Origin of the sequence: Shewanella sp. 10N.286.52.A9 (assembly GCF_041468985.1) — a bacterium.
Lineage (GTDB): Bacteria > Pseudomonadota > Gammaproteobacteria > Enterobacterales > Shewanellaceae > Shewanella > Shewanella japonica.
Map to the genome: position 1 here is coordinate 1 of NZ_JBFRJQ010000011.1, position 18,630 is coordinate 18,630.

The following is an 18,630-nucleotide window of genomic DNA, read 5'->3' on the forward strand; positions in this document are numbered from 1 at the left end:
CTGAGCTACACGCGCATCGTTTACTATTTTTAAGAAATGGCGGAGAGGGAGGGATTCGAACCCTCGATGGGAGTTAAAGCCCATACTCCCTTAGCAGGGGAGCGCCTTCGGCCACTCGGCCACCTCTCCGTTTTCTTGGGCGGTATATTACTGTTTGAAGAAAATAAGTCAAACCCTTTTTCAGAAACTATATTCATTTGAACTGTTTTTAATCACATTGCCGACATATGCCACAATATTTATCAATTCTTTTACCCGATTTTTGTTTTTATAGATAAAAACAATAAACCATCATTTTTGTAGCCATCGTTGTCATTCATTAAAATGAAGTAGATAAACCTGCCCATAAACTAAAAATCAGCTTATTTGAGAATAATTGTGTGCATAATGATTAGAGCAAATAAATGAAGATCGAAATAATTAGAGGGTTAGAACAACACTCAAGTCGTCAACGACTCAAAGATAAAAAAGAAGCGTCACAGCAATGATGATTAAAAACGTTTAAAAATGATTAAAGCAACAACGATAGCTTCCATTGTTCCAGCATTATTTACCATCCGAAAACAATAAAGCCAGCTTTCGCTGGCCTTATTCGTATAGCTAACAATTCTGATTTATCAGAAATTGCCCCCTTCTGGGGTCGTATTGCCAGATTTTTCTGACTGGATACGTTGGTAAATTTCTTCACGATGAACTGATACTTCTTTAGGTGCGTTTACACCGATACGTACCTGATTACCTTTTACGCCAAGCACAGTAACTGTAACTTCATCACCTATCATTAATGTTTCGCCTACACGGCGAGTCAAAATCAGCATTCGATTGCTCCTTTAGTCCAATCAGCATACACCAGCTTCTATCCGTAATATGCGCGTTTTAATATAGTTAGCTTAATACAAATCATTAGTAACGACACTAAATCAATAAAATTTTTAAGCTTTTTACTGTAAAAAATCAAAAAATAAAGAAATTCGGTATTTTTAAAGTCCGATTGTTTCAAGCTGTTAACATTTGACGTTCATTCTTTAGACAAAGCTAAAACAGAACCTTCAAAACAATTTGTCGCTTTCATAACCAAATAAGCATAAAAAACTATACTTACATGATTTTCAGTGCGTTAAATCTGTTTTTATTCAAAAATGTGGTTTCGTAATACCGCTGTCATTATTACGTTTCTACTATGCCAAACCTTGAACAATCACTCAAGCCATAAAGCAACTAACAATCACTGGTAAATCAATCACATTTTTACCCGCTACCGATATTAGATGCTTTATGTTCATTGCTCTATGAGAGTGACTTTAATCTTAATTAACCGTTAGCCTAAACGCTCTGTTAACCAAGGTTGAACTAATGCTAATGCATCATCAAGTTTCTCTGGTTGCGTACCGCCAGCTTGAGCCATATCAGGACGACCACCGCCTTTACCACCAACTTGCTGAGCGACCATAGCAACAAGCTCACCAGCCTTCACTTTACCGACTAAATCTTTACTCACACCAGCAATAAGATTTACTTTACCTTCATTAGCAATACCAAGCACAATAATGGCTGAGTTTAGCTTCTGCTTAAGCTCATCTTGTAAACCACGTAATGATTTAGGATCAACGCCTTCAAGCTTTTTAACTAGAACTTTTACGCCGTTTAGTTCAATGGCTTCACCAGCAATATCTGCACTAGCTGCAGCAGCTAACTTATCTTTTAGCTGCGACATTTCTTTTTCTAGTTGCTTCACTTTATCAAGTTGCGCTTTAAGCTTAGCAACAACTGAAGCTGAGTCAGACTTTAACAATGAAGCCGCTTTATCAAGTTGTGCTTGCTGCTCAGCAATATACTCCATTGCCGCAGCGCCAGTCACCGCTTCAATACGACGAATACCCGCCGCAATACCGCCTTCAGAAGTGATTTTGAATAAACCAATATCACCTGTACGGCCAACATGTGTACCACCACAAAGTTCAATCGAGAAATTACCCATAGTCACAACGCGTACTTCACTGTCGTACTTTTCACCAAACAAAGCCATAGCGCCCTGCTCTTTTGCCTCATCAATACCCATCACAGCAGTTTTTAGCTGATGGTTACGACGGATTTGGGTATTAACCATATCTTCTACTTGCTTGAGCTCTGCAGCAGTTACGGCTTCGAAGTGCGCAAAGTCAAAACGTAAACGCTCAGGGTTAACTAAAGATCCCTTTTGATTTACATGAGTTCCTAAAACATTACGCAGTGCGGCATGTAATAAGTGAGTCACCGAATGATTTAACTGTGTACGGTGACGTAATTTCTTATCCACTTCTGCAGTGACTTTTTGGCCTACAGTCAATGTACCTGCCGTTAACTTACCTTCGTGACCAAATGCTTGACCAAAGATTTGCGTATCAGCAACTTCAAAAACATTTTCGCCAATTGAAAGTAAGCCTTTATCACCTACCTGACCACCTGACTCAGCATAAAAAGGCGTGTTATCTAATACGATTACCGCTTCTTGACCTGCTGCTAACGTCTCGACTGATTCACCACCAACATAAATTGCAGAAACACTGCCTTCACCGTTTAATTCGGTGTAACCACAAAACTCAGTTTCACCTTCGATTTTAAGACCAGTATTATAATCAGTACCAAAATTACCAGCAGCTTGTGCACGGCTTCTTTGCTCAGCCATCGCAGCTTCGAAACCGGCTTCATCAACGGTAATATCACGTTCACGACAGACGTCAGCTGTAAGATCCACAGGGAAACCATAGGTATCGTAAAGTTTAAAGGCTGTTTCACCATCTAAAACGTTAGTATCTAACTCGTTTAACGCAGCATCTAAAATACCTAAGCCACGCTCTAGTGTTCTGGCAAATTGTTCTTCTTCAGCTTTTAATGATTTTTCAATAATAGCTTTAGCTTCAACCAAACTTTTACCCGCATCGCCCATGACTTCAATCAGGGTAGGCAGTAATTTAAAGAAGAACGTATCGGTTGCACCTAACTTATTTCCGTGGCGCACTGCACGACGAATGATACGACGCAATACATAACCACGGCCTTCATTCGACGGCATCACACCATCAGCAATTAAGAATGAACAAGAACGAATATGGTCAGCAATTACGCGCAGTGATTTATTTTCTAAATCTTCAACCCCAATAATTTCCGCCGCTTTTTTGATTAACGCTTGGAAAATATCAATTTCGTAGTTTGAGTGTACGCCTTGCATGATAGCTGCAATACGCTCAATTCCCATACCTGTATCGACTGAAGGTTTTGGTAGCGGTTTCATTTCACCGTCAGCTTGACGGTTGTACTGCATGAAAACGATATTCCAGATTTCAATGAAGCGATCGCCATCTTCTTCTGGTGTACCAGGGCGGCCGCCCCAAATGTGCTCGCCATGATCATAAAAGATCTCTGAACATGGACCACAAGGACCTGTATCACCCATTTGCCAGAAGTTGTCAGAGGCATAAGGAGCGCCTTTGTTATCACCAATACGAATAATATTTTCAGCAGCAACACCGATTTTCTTATTCCAGATTTCAAAGGCTTCGTCATCAGTATCGTAAATAGTGACACAAAGTTTTTCTGTTGGTAATTTCAGTGTTTGGGTTAAGAAGTTCCACGCATATGAAATGGCTTCTTCTTTAAAGTAATCACCAAAACTAAAGTTACCTAACATTTCAAAGAAAGTATGGTGACGGGCGGTGTAACCTACATTATCTAAGTCATTATGCTTACCACCAGCACGGACACAACGTTGCGATGTCGTTGCACGTGAATAACCACGATTTTCCAATCCTAGAAAAGCTTCTTTAAATTGGTTCATACCCGCATTTGTAAATAATAACGTTGGATCGTTATGTGGTACTAACGAGCTACTGTCGACAACTTGGTGTCCGTTGTTACCAAAATACGCTAAAAATGCGCTTCTTAATTCTGTGGTGGTCTGAAACATGAAATCGCCCTAAATGGATAAATTCTATTTATCATGAAGCTGAATATCAGCTTTAAATTGGCAACATTATATACTTAAACAAACTGAAGGTGCGAGATCCAAGCGTATTTAGATTAGCGATTTTCTTGCTATGAGGGGCGATTACTGCAATCGGTTAATTGGTTTTTAATAATCTGTGCCGTAATACGAGCTAAATGACGTCTTTAATGAAGTCATTTCCTTACGAGCGGCGTTCGATCACATATGCCAATGAATAGAGCACTTACAAAAAAAAATCGCGGCCGACTCATGTCGACCGCGATAGTTATTTTCATTACTGTTAAAACGTGATTAGAACACTTCACCTGTTTCTAAATCGATGTTTTCATCCGACTCAGCTGGTGCCGCTTCTTTTTCAGTGCTTAATAGCATTTGACGTAAATTTGCTTCAATTTCTTCAGCTACAGCAGGGTTTTCAACTAGGTATTTACCCGCATTTGCACGGCCTTGACCAATCTTGTTGCCTTGGTAGCTGTACCAAGCACCAGCTTTCTCAACCAGCTTGTGTGCTACACCTAAATCAACGAGCTCACCAGTACGGTTAATACCTTTACCGTAAAGAATTTGGAACTCAGCTTGTCTAAATGGCGCTGCAATTTTATTTTTAACGACCTTAACTCGAGTCTCGTTACCTACGACAGCATCGCCGTCTTTAATCGCACCTGTACGACGAATATCTAAACGTACAGAAGCGTAGAATTTAAGTGCATTACCACCCGTTGTGGTTTCAGGGTTACCAAACATAACACCAATTTTCATACGAATTTGGTTAATGAAAATAAGTAGCGTATTTGACTGTTTTAAGTTACCTGCAAGCTTACGCATTGCTTGGCTCATCATACGTGCGGCAAGGCCCATATGAGAATCACCAATTTCACCTTCAATTTCAGCTTTTGGTGTTAATGCTGCAACAGAATCGACAATAATTACATCAACAGCACCTGAACGTGTTAGCGCATCACAGATTTCAAGCGCTTGCTCACCAGTATCAGGTTGTGAACATAATAGGTTATCAATATCGACACCTAGATTTTTTGCATAGATAGGGTCTAGAGCATGCTCAGCATCAATAAACGCACACGTTTTGCCTTCACGTTGTGCTGCAGCAATAACTTCAAGTGTTAACGTTGTTTTACCTGATGATTCTGGACCGTAAATTTCAACGATACGTCCCATTGGTAAACCACCAGCACCTAAGGCAACATCCAACGAAAGCGAACCTGTAGAAATGGTTTCAACATCCATTGTGCGATCAGCGCCCAACTTCATGATTGAACCTTTACCAAATTGCTTTTCAATTTGACCTAATACAGCATTCAGCGCTTTCTCTTTATTTGGATCTGCTTTCATTCTCTTTATCCCTTTAAGGTGACTCAGTTCGAATAACGAACTTGGTAACGAATAAATTTGTCTGTTTCGTAATATGAGCTCAGTATACTGTATAATCATACAGTATCAATAGTTACTGTATAATTTTTTTCCTTTTTTTTACCTTACTATTATTTACACATTAAAAATCATACAGTTAATAACAAAAATATATTAATAACGATAAATAGTAGACAAACAAAACCACTGTATACAGTACTTCTAGGTTGGGTAAATACCTGAGTTTACAACAATAAGTATTGTTCAAAAAATCAGTAAACAAGGGCAAGACGGCATAGCATCGTTGCGATTCTATTGGGTATCAAATCAATTGTTGTTAAGATGACCGCCTATATTGACCCAGACTTAGCCTAATTCAAAATAAAGTAAGAGCAATCACTTAATGACCGTAAATGAAGACCCAAATTTAGAAAAGCACACTCCCATGATGCGCCAGTATTTAACGCTGAAAGCACAGCATCCTGAAATGCTGTTGTTTTATCGTATGGGAGACTTTTATGAATTATTTTATGAAGACGCTAAGCTGGCATCTGAACTGTTAGGTATCTCATTAACTGCACGTGGGAAAAGTGGTGGTAACGCGATTCCCATGGCAGGACTTCCCTACCACGCCGTTGAAGGTTACCTCGCAAAATTGGTTCAAATTGGTCAATCTGTCGCTATTTGTGAACAAGTCGGTGACCCTGCTACAAGTAAAGGACCAGTTGAGCGTAAAGTTGTAAGAATTGTTACCCCAGGTACCTTAACCGACGAGGCCTTACTACAAGAAAAGCAGGATAACTTACTTGCTGCGGTATATCAGGGTAAGAGTGGATTTGGCTACGCGACTTTAGATGTTTCGTCTGGTCGATTTGTTATTGTTGAACTTGAAAATGAAGAAACACTGGAAGCTGAACTGCAACGTACCAGTCCTGCAGAATTGCTCTACAGTGAAGATTTACTTGACCGCCAATTAATTGAAAATCGCAAAGGCATACGTCGAAGACCTGAATGGGAGTTTGATTACGATACCAGCATTCAATTACTTCTAGAGCAATTTGGAACCAAAGATCTTCATGGATTTGGTATTACAAATGCTAGGCTTTCGCTTCAAGCAGCTGGCTGCTTAATGCAATATGTCAAAGACACACAAAAAACAGCTTTGCCTCATATTAATAGCATCACCATGTTTAATCAGGCTGATACTATCATTCTTGATGCCGCCACCCGCCGAAACTTAGAACTTACTATTAATTTATCTGGTTCACGTGATAATACCTTAGCTTGGGTACTCGATAAGACAGCGACGCCGATGGGAAGTCGTATGTTGCAGCGATGGATCCACCAACCGCTGCGTGACCAACAGCATATTAGCCAAAGGCAACAAGCAGTTGCTGAGTTAATTGATACGGGGTTATATGCAGACTTACACCAGCAATTAAAAGCCCTTGGCGATATCGAACGTATCATGGCGAGGCTAGCTATTCGCAGCGCACGCCCACGAGATTTTGCCCGTCTTCGCCAGGCATTGGCTTTATTACCTGAAATTCAGCAAACTTTAGGTCACTGCCAACAAAGTGAACTCCAACGTCTAGCCAATTTATTAGGCGAGTTTCCAGAGCAGCAACAGCTATTGGAAAATGCGATTGTCGATAATCCGCCTATGCTTATCCGTGATGGCGGCGTAATTAAAGCGGGTTACAACGCACAACTAGATGAATGGCGTGGCCTAAGTGAAGGGGCATCTGATTATCTAGTACAATTAGAAAACCGTGAAAAAGAACAAACTGGCATCAATACCTTAAAGGTCGGCTACAACCGGGTTCACGGCTACTATATCGAAGTGAGTCGCTTACAATCAGATCAAGTTCCTTTGAGCTATCAGCGTCGTCAAACACTAAAGAATACCGAACGCTACATCACACCAGAGTTAAAAGAATACGAAGAGAAAGTGCTATCTAGTCAAGGAAAGGCATTAGCGATTGAAAAGCAGCTTTGGGAAGAGTTATTTGATTTACTTTTACCTAAATTGCATGAACTACAACTGTTTGCCCAAGCTGCATCCGAATTAGATGTGCTAAGCAACTTTGCAGAGCGAGCTGAAACACTGGATTATCATTGTCCAGAAATCAGTAATGACATTGGTATTCATATCGAGTCTGGCCGTCATCCTGTGGTCGAATTAGTTAGCCAAACACCATTTATTGCCAATCCAGTCACCCTCGCGCCTAAGCGAAGAATGCTTATCGTAACGGGGCCCAATATGGGGGGTAAGTCGACTTATATGCGTCAGGTTGCGTTAATCACGCTTATGGCTCATATAGGTAGCTTTGTACCTGCACAAAAAGCAATTATCGGCCCTGTAGATCGAATATTTACACGTATCGGCGCCTCTGACGATCTCGCTTCTGGACGTTCTACTTTTATGGTCGAAATGACAGAAACCGCTAACATTCTTCATAATGCTACAGAGAAAAGTTTAGTTTTAATGGATGAAATCGGTCGAGGTACTTCGACCTATGACGGTTTATCTCTAGCTTGGTCAGCAGCAGAGTATTTAGCTGAAAAAGTGGCTGCATTAACCTTATTTGCAACCCACTATTTTGAGCTAACACAATTGCCAGAACAGATTAATGGAACCGCTAACGTGCATTTAGATGCCGTCGAGCACGGGGACACAATTGCCTTTATGCATGCAGTTCAAGAGGGCGCTGCGAGTAAAAGTTATGGCTTACAAGTTGCTTCACTAGCAGGGGTACCAGCCCACGTCATCAAAGCGGCGAAACAAAAACTGCATATGCTTGAAAGTCGTGACTTTGCTAATAACAATCAAGTACCGATTCAAGAAGCATTAAACCTAACATTACCTGAACCCCAGTCATCTGCTGCAACAGACAAGTTAGCTCAGATAAACCCAGACAATTTAACGCCTAAACAGGCTTTAGATATGTTGTATGAACTTAAAAGGCTAGCTCAGCTTTAATACATCTATTTATAGACTCAGTACAAAAACGCTGCGATGATTTCGCAGCGTTTTTTATTCACTAACAGCATTGAGTATAGCCTGGTCACTTCTCTAATGATTTTAGGCTACTCGTATCAACTCCTTTCATGACTTCTCGCTCTAATGCATGTTGCTCAGCTAACTCATTACTCTTGGTCTGTTGCTGTAATTTCTGTTGCTCGATGCTCATTCTTACTTGGCGCTGTATTGATTCTTGCTCAGTTTCACACTGTCTAAATCCATCGGTCCAGCCTTGAGCATAATCCTGCTCCTGATTAAAGCGATTGACATCTTTTTTAAACTCATCAAACAAACTTCCGCCAGCCTTGTTACCGCTATCGCACCCATCCTGAAAACCATCGGCATAAGCTAGGGGGTAACCTTGTTCTATCATTGTGTCTCTTGTGCTTTGACAACCAGTCAATATCACAACACATACAATACTGATAAAACTAATGACATTTTTATTCATTGTTTCTTATTCCTCGTTTTCAACAGACAATAAAAAAGGACATGATTAATGTCCTTATTCACTGAAAGCATACTAAAGCTTATTCCAACAAATTAGCTTCTGAATAACGCTTCAACTGACAAGCCTTGTGCACCTAAAACATCTTTCAATCGTTTTAAAGCTTCAACTTGGATCTGGCGGACACGTTCACGCGTTAGGCCAATCTCAGCACCCACATTTTCTAATGTAGAAGGCTCATAACCTAATAAACCAAAACGTCTCGCGAGCACTTCTCTTTGCTTAGTATTTAGCTCATTTAGCCAACCTACTATCGAATTTGATAGATCTTCATCCTGTACTTTGTAATCAGGTCCAACCGAATCATCATCAGCAATGACATCTAATAAGGCTTTATCATTTTCGCCGCCTAATGGCGTATCTACAGAAGTGATTTTTTCGTTTAGCTTTAACATGCGGCTTACATCGCTAGTAGAAACATCTAACGTATCTGCGATTTCTTCAGCCGTGGGCTCATGATCTAATTTTTGAGCCAATTGTCTTGCGGTACGAAGGTACACGTTAAGCTCTTTAACGACATGAATAGGTAAACGAATGGTGCGAGTTTGATTCATGATAGCGCGCTCAATGGTCTGTCTTATCCACCATGTCGCATAAGTTGAAAAACGAAAGCCTCGCTCTGGGTCAAATTTTTCGACCGCGCGAATAAGTCCTAGGTTACCTTCTTCAATAAGATCAAGTAACGCTAGTCCACGGTTGTTATACCTTCTGGCAATTTTAACAACTAAACGTAAGTTACTTTCTATCATGCGGTTACGAGATTTCTCGCAGCCTTTGAGTGCTTTACGTGAAAAGAAGACTTCTTCTTCTGCACTAAGCAAAGGGGAAAAACCAATCTCACCTAAATATAGTTGAGTGGCGTCAAGATTCTTTTGCAAATCATCTTGAACTTGTTGGTCGATATCGGGTTGCTGTGCTGTTTTGGCTTTAGTTCCTGCCTTTAGTGCAACCTCTTCTGGTTGTTTAGCTAAATCCATAAGCTCTTCTGCTACTGCAGCGTTTTGTTTCTGGCTCATATGGTGCTCTCCCAAACCTGATAAAATTTAAGTATCTACTGCACTTGCCTATCCTCCGTTTTAATGTGAACTAAACAGTTAGCGTTTAGGTAAATAATTTAATGGGTTAACTGACTTACCATGGAGACGGATCTCAAAATGTAACATCACCTGGTTTGCCCCTGTGCTACCCATTTTCGCCACTGTCTGTCCTGCATTTACATATTGTTTTTCTTTGACCAATATTGCATCAGCATGGGCATATGCACTTAAAAAATCTTCGTTATGCTTAATAATGACTAAATTACCATATCCACGAAGTGCATTGCCGGCATAAACCACTCTTCCATCAGCTGCGGCTTTAATAATATCACCGCGAGAACCCGCAAGCTTAATGCCCTGATTCCCCTGTTGAGTGGTAGAGAAATACCCTATTATTCGACCTTTATTCGGCCAATTCCACTTACTTACTTTATCAGGCAAGCGTGAAACAGGATTTTTCGCTACTTGTACCGTTTTTTCTTGGGTAGTTTTTACAGAATACGCAGGCTTTGCTTTGTGATCAAGCTCTTTTTTTGTACTATTTTTATCAGCACTAGTGCTAGCCTGTTTTGTAGCTGTAGTTTGTTTTGCCACAGGTTTCTTTGCAGGCTTAGGTTTACTGTTCGCTACAGCAACCGGTTTAGCTGACGTTTTGCTAGGTGTAGGCTGATAGAGTTTCAGTGTCTGCCCGGGGTAAATTGTGTAAGGTGCTTTGAGGCGATTATATTTAGCAATATCGCTAAAATCCTTGCCTGCCCCCCAAGAAATTGAATACAAGGTATCGCCACGTTTTACTTTGTAAGTGCCAGAGGTGATCGAGCCTTTATTGTATTTCGGCCCAGCAGAAGCCGAAATACTACTCACAGGTGCTGGGGTATGAGCTTGAAAACTACAGCCCGTAATTGAAAGCAATATGAAAGTGATTAAAACCCAATTGTGATACTTCAAGCATGTTCTCCAAAATGATAGGAAATATCACCCTAATTAAGCGAGTTCGCCATTAATTAATGGGACGAATTTTACTGCCTCAATAATCTGTGAACTGTACTCATTCCCGTGACGAGTAATTTTTAATAATTGCTGGGAGTCTTCTCCAACAGGGATCACTAATACACCGCCTTCTGATAACTGCATCAATAAAGCTTCTGGCACTGAAGCAGCAGCAGCAGTCACCATAATGGCATCAAAAGGAGCTTTGTTCTGCCAGCCTTTCCAGCCATCACCGTATTTAAAAGAAACGTTATGCAAATCTAAACGCTTTAATCGCTGCCGAGCTTGAATTTGCAACGCTTTAATTCGTTCAATAGTGCACAGTTGCGGCACTAACTGAGCTAATATCGCAGCTTGATATCCTGAACCTGTGCCAATCTCCAACACTTTGCTAGGGTTATGTTGTAACAACAATTCAGTCATTCTTGCGACAATATAAGGCTGAGAAATCGTTTGTCCTTGCCCAATGGGTAAGGCGGTATTCTCATAAGCTTTATGCGCCAAAGCGCCATCTAAAAATAGCTCTCTTGGAGTATTAGACACGGCTTGTAAGACGGCATTATTACGAATCCCAGCTTCGTGTAACTTTCTCGCTAAATTAATGGCAACTGTTGAGGCTACCTGGCTCATAGTTTATTTATCCAGTTCTCTAAACCAGCAAGCTGATTATATGCAGTTAAGTCGACAGTTAACGGAGTGATTGAAACAAAACCTTGCTCTACAGTGCCAAAGTCAGTGTCATCACTCGCATCTTGTTCTTTACCTGGCGGGCCTAACCAGTATATATCTCGCCCAGCAGGATCTTGAGCTTTGATCATGCCTTCAGCTTTATGTCTCGAGCCTAGGCGAGTCACACGTATGCCTTTGATTTCTTCTACAGGCAAGTCAGGGACGTTAACATTTAAAATTTGATCATTATTAATGGGGTGTTCAAGCAAGCCTTGTACAATTCTAGCCGCATAAATTGCAGCACTTTGATAATGTATCAGCTCTTTACCAACTAAAGACACAGCAATGGCAGGCAGTCCTAAAAATCGCCCTTCCATCGCTGCTGCCACTGTGCCTGAATATAATGTGTCATCACCCATGTTTGCGCCTGCATTAATGCCAGATACGACAATATCGGGTTCATTATCACATAGCTCACGAATTGCTAAGTGAACACAATCGGAAGGTGTGCCATTAACCGCAATATACCCATTATCTAAGTTATTAATTCTTAATGGGTTAGTCAAGGTCAAAGAATTACTCGCCGCAGAACAGTTACGATCAGGAGCGACCACTTTTACCTTCGCGATTTTAGCAAGTTCAACAGCAAGGGCTTTTATACCAGGAGCCGTTACTCCATCATCATTACTAACAAGTATATTAATCACTTTGTCGACTCTTGTGCTTTTTGTAGGTTCTCTGCTTGCATTGAAGCTTGCATTTGCTGTTCTGCAACCCTTTGCTGACGTGCAACTTCCTGCACATCTTGATAATCCAATAACTCTCGTAAAACGGAGGTTGCATAGCTACCTGCAGGTAATATGAACTCTATGAACAAGGTGTCTTGTTCAAAACGATATTTCAATGCTTGCGGTTTTAACAGCATAGGCCGTCTTTCTTGCTCTAACCCAGCTTGCTCTAACCCTTGTAGATCGTTTGTTAGTGCTATTAACGCAGCTTGCTCAACATTAGCGGCATCAGCTTGAGGGAGTATGTTACCTCTTCCCCATAACGGCGCCGATAACTGAATATCATTACTTGATAATCTTGCTAATGTTTCAGGATCCCATTTATCTGTCACAAAAAAACTTTTACTCCCCGCAAGCATGACGCAATCTCCTGTCAGAGGAGCAATACTATGATGGTTTAATCGATAAGACACGACTTGATTAAACACATTAGAGCGAACTGCCGAAAGATACATACTGCGCTTTTTTCGATCTTTTACTTTTTTACCAGCTAGCATTTGCTGGCCAAAAATCAAATTCTTACCTTGGTGGCCAAAGCGCTGTTCCCCAAAATAATTAGGGACACCAGTTTGCATCACCTGTTGAATACGTTTCTCAAGCTCAGCCTTGTCACTGACATTGCGTAGGGTGAGTTCAAAACGATTTCCAAGTAATGCCCCAATACGCAATTTTTTACTATGGCGCTGGCTAGATAATATGGTTAAGCGAGGGGTATTTTCTTTATTCGCTAAGTCAGCTTCATTCGCCTTTACATCAGTATTATCTTGTGTTGAAAGAGACTGCCAGTCAGGGGTTTCTTTTCCCGGAATTCTGACTCCGAACCATTGCTCAGTAACGGCGTTTTTATCTTTTTGGCCCGCATACGTCACTTCTTTTTGATGAACTTTAGCGAATTTAGCCAAGATTTCAGCCACCTGATTGGTATTCAAGCCCTCTTTACGCACATGGATCATATGATGCTCACCTTCACCTGTTGGACTGAAAGGGAGCATTTCTTTAACGATAAAATCACTGTTTACAGTACGTAAATCAGCTTTACATGCAGGCTTACCAAAAAGGTAATGTAACGAACTCATGATATTTTCTCTAACTCATAGGGGTTGTAAGTTGAACGGCACTTACAAGAAAACGGTTTAACTATTTTTGTGTCATTAATACAACTGACTCAACGGCTATACCTTCTTTGCGACCTGTAAAACCTAACTTTTCAGTCGTAGTCGCTTTAACATTAATATTCTCAACATGCGTCTCTAAATCAGTCGCAATACACTGACGAATAGCTTCAATATGAGGTAGCATTTTAGGCGCTTGAGCAATAATAGTGACATCAAGGTTGCCTACGATAAATTGCTTCTGCTTTGCGAGATTAAAGCAATGTCTTAATAAAACACGGCTATCAGCCCCTGCAAATTCAGCATCGGTGTCAGGAAAATGCTTACCGATATCTCCAAGCGCCATAGCGCCTAAAATCGCATCTGAAACAGCATGCAGCACAACATCACCATCTGAGTGAGCAATTAATCCCGTCTTATAAGGTACTGTGACACCGCCTAAAATAAGTGGCTTATCACCACCAAACTTGTGTACATCAAAACCATGTCCAATTCGTATATTCATCATTATCACTTTTCGTTAATGTTTATGCGTATAGGTTTATCAAGCTTATTTGCTATTGATATGCGCTAAAAACAGCTTTGCAAGTTGCAGATCATCAGGGTGAGTCACTTTAATATTGTCAGCTCTACCGTTGACCAAGCCTGGCTTCACGCCAGCCCACTCCATCGCACTGGCTTCATCTGTAATCGTGATATTTTGCTCAAGTGCTGATGATAGATGTTGTTGCAACTGCCCTGCTGGGAATAGCTGTGGCGTCAATGCATGCCATAAATTATCTCGGCACACGGTTTCTGCAATTGACTGACTCGATGACTCACACCTTTTCATGGTATCTCTTACCGGCATAGCCAAAATAGCGCCTTGTGGAAATTGCTCTCGAGAAGACAGTAATTTATCGATATCAGTTTGGGTTAAACATGGCCTTGCTGCATCATGAACCAATGCCCATTTAGGCAGAGTACTGTGATCATTTTTACAGATAGCGCTAAGAGCGGCGAGCACAGAATCAGCTCGTTCATCTCCGCCGATAACAGTTGTTATCTTTGGATGTTCAGCCTGAGACAATGTCTCAAAGAATCGATCGTCAGGATGCAAAGCAACAATGACTTCACTGATATCAGCATGAGCGATTAAGCTATCTAAGGTGTGGGCTAAAATACTTTGCTCACCAAGTGCTAAATACTGTTTAGGAATAGTGGCGCCCATTCTTGCGCCAATGCCAGCTGCCGGCACAATGGCAATCACATCTGATGTTACAGACTTCATCATTTTCTTACTGACCAAAGGTAGAATTATTACGAGGGTTATTACCTACGACACGATAGAAAGTTTCTCCTTCCTTTACCATGCCTAGCTCATTGCGAGCACGTTCTTCAATTGCTTCAGTGCCACTTTTAAGATCAATAATCTCTTCTTTAAGCACGAGGTTTCTTGCAATAAGTTTATTATTACTTTCTTGTTGGCTGGCAATTTGCTTTTGCAAATTCATATACTGAGAAAGGTTGTTCTCGCCTAACCATAGTCGATACTGCAACAAGCCTACTAAGATAAAAAGTAATAGTAAAAGTCGTTTCATATAGTTGGTTTTCGGCGAAATTTAAAAATAATAGTAATGCTATAGTACAACAAAAAAGGCCACCTAGTGGTGACCTTTTTAAGATTTAGCTAAGATTTGAAATTAAGCTTGGCCTTTCACTTCTTTTAAACCGTTATAAGGTGCTTTTTCACCTAGTGCTTCTTCAATACGAAGTAGTTGGTTGTACTTAGCCACACGATCACTACGGCTTAATGAGCCCGTTTTAATTTGGCCTGCAGCAGTACCAACAGCTAAGTCTGCAATCGTTGCATCTTCTGTTTCACCACTACGGTGAGAAATAACGACAGTAAAGCCTGCGTCTTTAGCCATTTTGATTGCAGCTAACGTTTCAGTTAACGAACCAATTTGGTTAAATTTGATTAAGATTGAGTTAGCAATACCGTTGTCGATACCGCGCTTCAAAATTTTAGTGTTTGTCACGAATAAATCGTCACCAACTAATTGGATTTTGTCACCTAACAATTTAGTTTGGTGTGCAAAACCGTCCCAATCAGACTCGTCAAGACCATCTTCAATTGAAACAATTGGGTATTCTTTCGTTAGATCTTGTAAGAAGTAGTTAAACTCTTCTGAAGTGAACTTTTTACCTTCACCTTTAAGGTCATAGATATTTGCTTCTTTGTCATAAAACTCAGATGCGGCACAGTCCATCGCTAGTGTGATGTCTTTACCTAACTCGTAACCGGCATTCGCTACAGCGACTTTAATTGCAGCTAATGCTGATGCATTAGATGGAAGGTTAGGTGCAAAACCACCTTCATCACCCACTGCAGTTGAATGACCGTCAGCTTTTAAGACTTTCGCTAGGCTATGGAATACTTCAGCACCCATGCGTAAACCTTCACGGAAATTAGCAGCGCCAACAGGCTGAATCATAAATTCTTGAATATCTACTGAGTTATCAGCATGCTCACCACCATTAATGATGTTCATCATTGGTAGTGGCATAGAGTAAACACCAGGCGTACCGTTTAAATCAGCGATATGAACATATAAAGGTACTTTCTTTGATGCTGCAGCAGCTTTAGCCGCAGCTAAAGACACAGCTAAAATAGCGTTAGCACCAAATTTAGCTTTATTTTCAGTACCATCTAAGTCAATCATGATTTGGTCAAGTTCAGCTTGAGCCAATGCATCTTTACCTTTTAGTGCATCTGCAATTGGCCCGTTTACCGCTTCAACTGCTTTTAAGACACCTTTACCTAAGTAACGTGCTTTGTCGCCGTCACGTAATTCTAATGCTTCACGTGAACCAGTAGATGCACCTGATGGTGCAGCAGCCATACCAAAAGAGCCATCATCAAGATGTACTTCAGCTTCTACTGTTGGGTTACCACGCGAATCCATGATTTCGCGACCAATGACGTTAATAATGTTAGCCATAATATCCTCGATATATGTAAGATAAAATTAAAATAGAAAATCAATACCAATAATCAGTAACATTAATCTAAATAATGAATCACTATTGGTATTTCACTTTCAGTTTGGTAATTTAAAATCAATTCGCAGCATAGCATAGACCTATTATGTTAGCGCAGCAACTATCAAAGCGCACAAGATTGTCTATGGATAAAAAAAAGCCATTGATGTTGGCATCAATGGCTTTCATTATTTAGCTAGCATCACCTTTTTGATGGGCAGCAGCGGCAGCGACAAACCCTTCAAATAGTGGGTGGCCATCACGTGGCGTCGAGGTGAACTCTGGATGGAATTGACCCGCAACAAACCAAGGGTGATTTGGCAGCTCGATCATTTCAACTAACTTGCGGTCAGATGAAAGACCACTGAATACTAATCCTGCTTTCTCTAAGCGCTCAACGTAGTTGTTGTTCACTTCAAAACGATGACGATGACGTTCAACACACGTATTCGAATTATACGCCGCTGCAGCTTTAGAACCTTCAAGTAAATGACAAAGCTGAGCGCCTAAACGCATCGTGCCACCTAGATCTGACTCTTCATGACGCTTCTCAATATTACCTTCTTCATTGATCCACTCAGTGATCAAACCAATAACTGGGTGATCAGTTGAAGAATCAAATTCTGTTGAATGCGCATTTTCAAGGTTCGCAACGTTACGAGCAAACTCAATCAATGCCACTTGCATACCTAAACAGATACCGAAATAAGGTACGTTATTTTCACGGGCGTATTTAGCAGCATAAATTTTGCCTTCAACACCACGTTCACCGAACCCACCAGGAACCAAGATACCGTCTAAGCCTTCTAAAACTTCAGCACCTTTTGCTTCAACAGTTTGTGAATCTACGTATGTGATATTAACGGTTAAACGATTTTTCAGGCCAGCATGTTTTAATGCTTCATTAACTGACTTGTAAGCATCAGGTAATTCAATGTATTTACCCACCATACCAATAGTGATTTCACCTGTTGGGTTAGCTTCTTGGTAAATTACATTTTCCCACTCAGATAAATCTGCTTCTTTACAATCAATACCAAAGCGCTTGATAACTAATTCATCAAGACCTTGCGAGCGAAGTAACGCTGGGATTTTGTAGATACTGTCAACATCTTTAAGCGAGATAACGGCTTTTTCTTCTACATTACAGAATAGCGAGATCTTTGCTTTTTCATTCACAGGGATCGCACGGTCACCACGACATACAAGTACATCTGGCGCAATACCAATTGAACGTAACTCTTTAACAGAGTGCTGTGTAGGTTTAGTCTTAATCTCACCTGCAGCACCTAAGAAAGGCACTAAGGTTAAATGCATAAATAAAGTGCGATCACGTCCTAGCTCTGCACTTAATTGACGAATAGACTCTAAGAAAGGCAATGATTCAATATCACCCACAGTGCCACCAATCTCTACGATAGCAACATCATGGCCTTCACCACCTTCAAGTACTTTCTCTTTAATCGCATTAGTAATATGCGGTATGACCTGAATGGTTGCACCTAAATAATCACCACGACGCTCTTTACGTAATACTTGCTCGTAAATACGACCAGTAGTGAAGTTGTTACGACGGTTCATTTTGGTACGAATAAAACGCTCGTAATGACCTAAGTCTAAGTCAGTTTCAGCACCATCTTCAGTCACGAATACTTCACCGTGCTGAGTCGGGCTCATGGTACCTGGATCAACGTTAATGTATGGGTCCAGTTTCATAATGGTTACATTGAGGCCACGCGCCTCTAAAATTGCTGCGAGCGACGCTGCTGCAATGCCTTTACCTAGTGAAGAAACAACGCCACCAGTAACGAAGATATACCTTGTAGTCATGCTGAACCTGAGAATGTGAGTTTGAAAAATACGTGCTTGTAAGAAAGCACTAGGACGGGGCGACATTCTACCAAATTAGCCTGATAACAACAAACAATAAACTCATTAAATTGATATAAAACTTATGCTCACTGTTTTAGCGAGCTAGTTACCCATCTATCCCCGCAACAAAGTGTAATTTAACCAATTGATTCTATTCTTAGTGGTGCGATTAAACACGGCGATAAGTAAGACTCATTGCTTCTGCTGTGAATGCCACACTTTATTTCAAATACTTATGGCCATAATCTATTCCAA

The 18,630-nt window shown here is 40.8% G+C and carries 15 protein-coding genes and 1 tRNA gene; 1 reads left to right on the top strand and 15 read right to left on the bottom strand.

Going from position 1 to position 18,630, the window contains the following annotated elements; genetic code table 11:
- Nucleotides 1–37 precede the first annotated feature (37 nt).
- The 4 genes from AB4128_RS09730 to recA all read right to left on the bottom strand — a co-directional run bounded on the left by AB4128_RS09730 (nt 38) and on the right by recA (nt 5,332).
- Nucleotides 38–129: transfer RNA gene (locus AB4128_RS09730), tRNA-Ser, on the bottom strand.
- A gap of 488 nt (nt 130–617) precedes the next feature.
- Complete coding sequence (gene csrA, locus AB4128_RS09735; protein WP_055023781.1) at nt 618–818, bottom strand: carbon storage regulator CsrA; 201 nt, start codon at nt 816–818, stop codon at nt 618–620.
- A gap of 500 nt (nt 819–1,318) precedes the next feature.
- Nucleotides 1,319–3,943 carry an alanine--tRNA ligase gene (alaS, locus tag AB4128_RS09740; protein ID WP_372037551.1) on the bottom strand — a complete coding sequence of 875 codons (2,625 nt, stop codon included), beginning with the start codon at nt 3,941–3,943 and terminating at the stop codon, nt 1,319–1,321.
- A gap of 330 nt (nt 3,944–4,273) precedes the next feature.
- The gene (gene recA, locus AB4128_RS09745; protein WP_055023779.1) at nt 4,274–5,332 is read right to left on the bottom strand and encodes a recombinase RecA; all 1,059 of its coding nucleotides are present in this window, start codon (nt 5,330–5,332) and stop codon (nt 4,274–4,276) included.
- Nucleotides 5,333–5,753: 421 nt separating this feature from the next.
- On the opposite strand from recA, the gene mutS reads away from it, so the two are divergent.
- Nucleotides 5,754–8,333 carry a DNA mismatch repair protein MutS gene (gene mutS / locus AB4128_RS09750; RefSeq protein ID WP_055023778.1) on the top strand — a complete coding sequence of 860 codons (2,580 nt, stop codon included), beginning with the start codon at nt 5,754–5,756 and terminating at the stop codon, nt 8,331–8,333.
- 85 nt (nt 8,334–8,418) lie between these two features.
- Here the strand turns inward: mutS and AB4128_RS09755 are convergent, their stop codons facing one another.
- The 11 genes from AB4128_RS09755 to AB4128_RS09805 form a co-directional block, all read right to left on the bottom strand.
- Nucleotides 8,419–8,826, bottom strand: a complete 408-nt coding sequence (locus AB4128_RS09755; protein WP_055023777.1) for a hypothetical protein — start codon at nt 8,824–8,826, stop codon at nt 8,419–8,421.
- Between the two features lie 92 nt (nt 8,827–8,918).
- The gene (rpoS, locus tag AB4128_RS09760; protein WP_055023776.1) at nt 8,919–9,899 is read right to left on the bottom strand and encodes an RNA polymerase sigma factor RpoS; all 981 of its coding nucleotides are present in this window, start codon (nt 9,897–9,899) and stop codon (nt 8,919–8,921) included.
- 78 nt (nt 9,900–9,977) lie between these two features.
- The gene (locus AB4128_RS09765) at nt 9,978–10,868 is read right to left on the bottom strand and encodes a peptidoglycan DD-metalloendopeptidase family protein (protein ID WP_372037552.1); all 891 of its coding nucleotides are present in this window, start codon (nt 10,866–10,868) and stop codon (nt 9,978–9,980) included.
- A gap of 36 nt (nt 10,869–10,904) precedes the next feature.
- Entirely contained in the window at nt 10,905–11,540 is a 636-nt protein-coding gene (locus AB4128_RS09770; protein WP_055023774.1) for a protein-L-isoaspartate(D-aspartate) O-methyltransferase, read from the bottom strand.
- A complete protein-coding gene (gene surE / locus AB4128_RS09775) occupies nt 11,537–12,286 on the bottom strand; it encodes a 5'/3'-nucleotidase SurE (RefSeq protein ID WP_055023773.1) in 750 nt (249 codons plus the stop codon). Before surE ends, AB4128_RS09770 begins: the two co-directional genes overlap by 4 nt.
- Nucleotides 12,283–13,443: a tRNA pseudouridine(13) synthase TruD gene (gene truD, locus AB4128_RS09780; RefSeq protein WP_372037553.1), complete on the bottom strand. Its 1,161-nt coding sequence runs from the start codon at nt 13,441–13,443 to the stop codon at nt 12,283–12,285. Before truD ends, surE begins: the two co-directional genes overlap by 4 nt.
- A gap of 61 nt (nt 13,444–13,504) precedes the next feature.
- Nucleotides 13,505–13,984 (bottom strand): 2-C-methyl-D-erythritol 2,4-cyclodiphosphate synthase, encoded by a 480-nt coding sequence (gene ispF / locus AB4128_RS09785; RefSeq protein ID WP_372037554.1) that lies wholly within the window; start codon nt 13,982–13,984, stop codon nt 13,505–13,507.
- 45 nt (nt 13,985–14,029) lie between these two features.
- The gene (ispD, locus tag AB4128_RS09790) at nt 14,030–14,752 is read right to left on the bottom strand and encodes a 2-C-methyl-D-erythritol 4-phosphate cytidylyltransferase (protein ID WP_119968481.1); all 723 of its coding nucleotides are present in this window, start codon (nt 14,750–14,752) and stop codon (nt 14,030–14,032) included.
- Between the two features lie 4 nt (nt 14,753–14,756).
- Entirely contained in the window at nt 14,757–15,059 is a 303-nt protein-coding gene (gene ftsB, locus AB4128_RS09795) for a cell division protein FtsB (protein WP_055023769.1), read from the bottom strand.
- Nucleotides 15,060–15,161: 102 nt separating this feature from the next.
- Nucleotides 15,162–16,463: a phosphopyruvate hydratase gene (gene eno, locus AB4128_RS09800; RefSeq protein ID WP_055023768.1), complete on the bottom strand. Its 1,302-nt coding sequence runs from the start codon at nt 16,461–16,463 to the stop codon at nt 15,162–15,164.
- A 232-nt stretch (nt 16,464–16,695) separates the two neighbouring features.
- On the bottom strand, nt 16,696–18,333 hold the full coding sequence (locus tag AB4128_RS09805) for a CTP synthase (protein ID WP_055023767.1): 1,638 nt from the start codon (nt 18,331–18,333) through the stop codon (nt 16,696–16,698).
- Between the last annotated feature and the right edge of the window lie 297 nt (nt 18,334–18,630).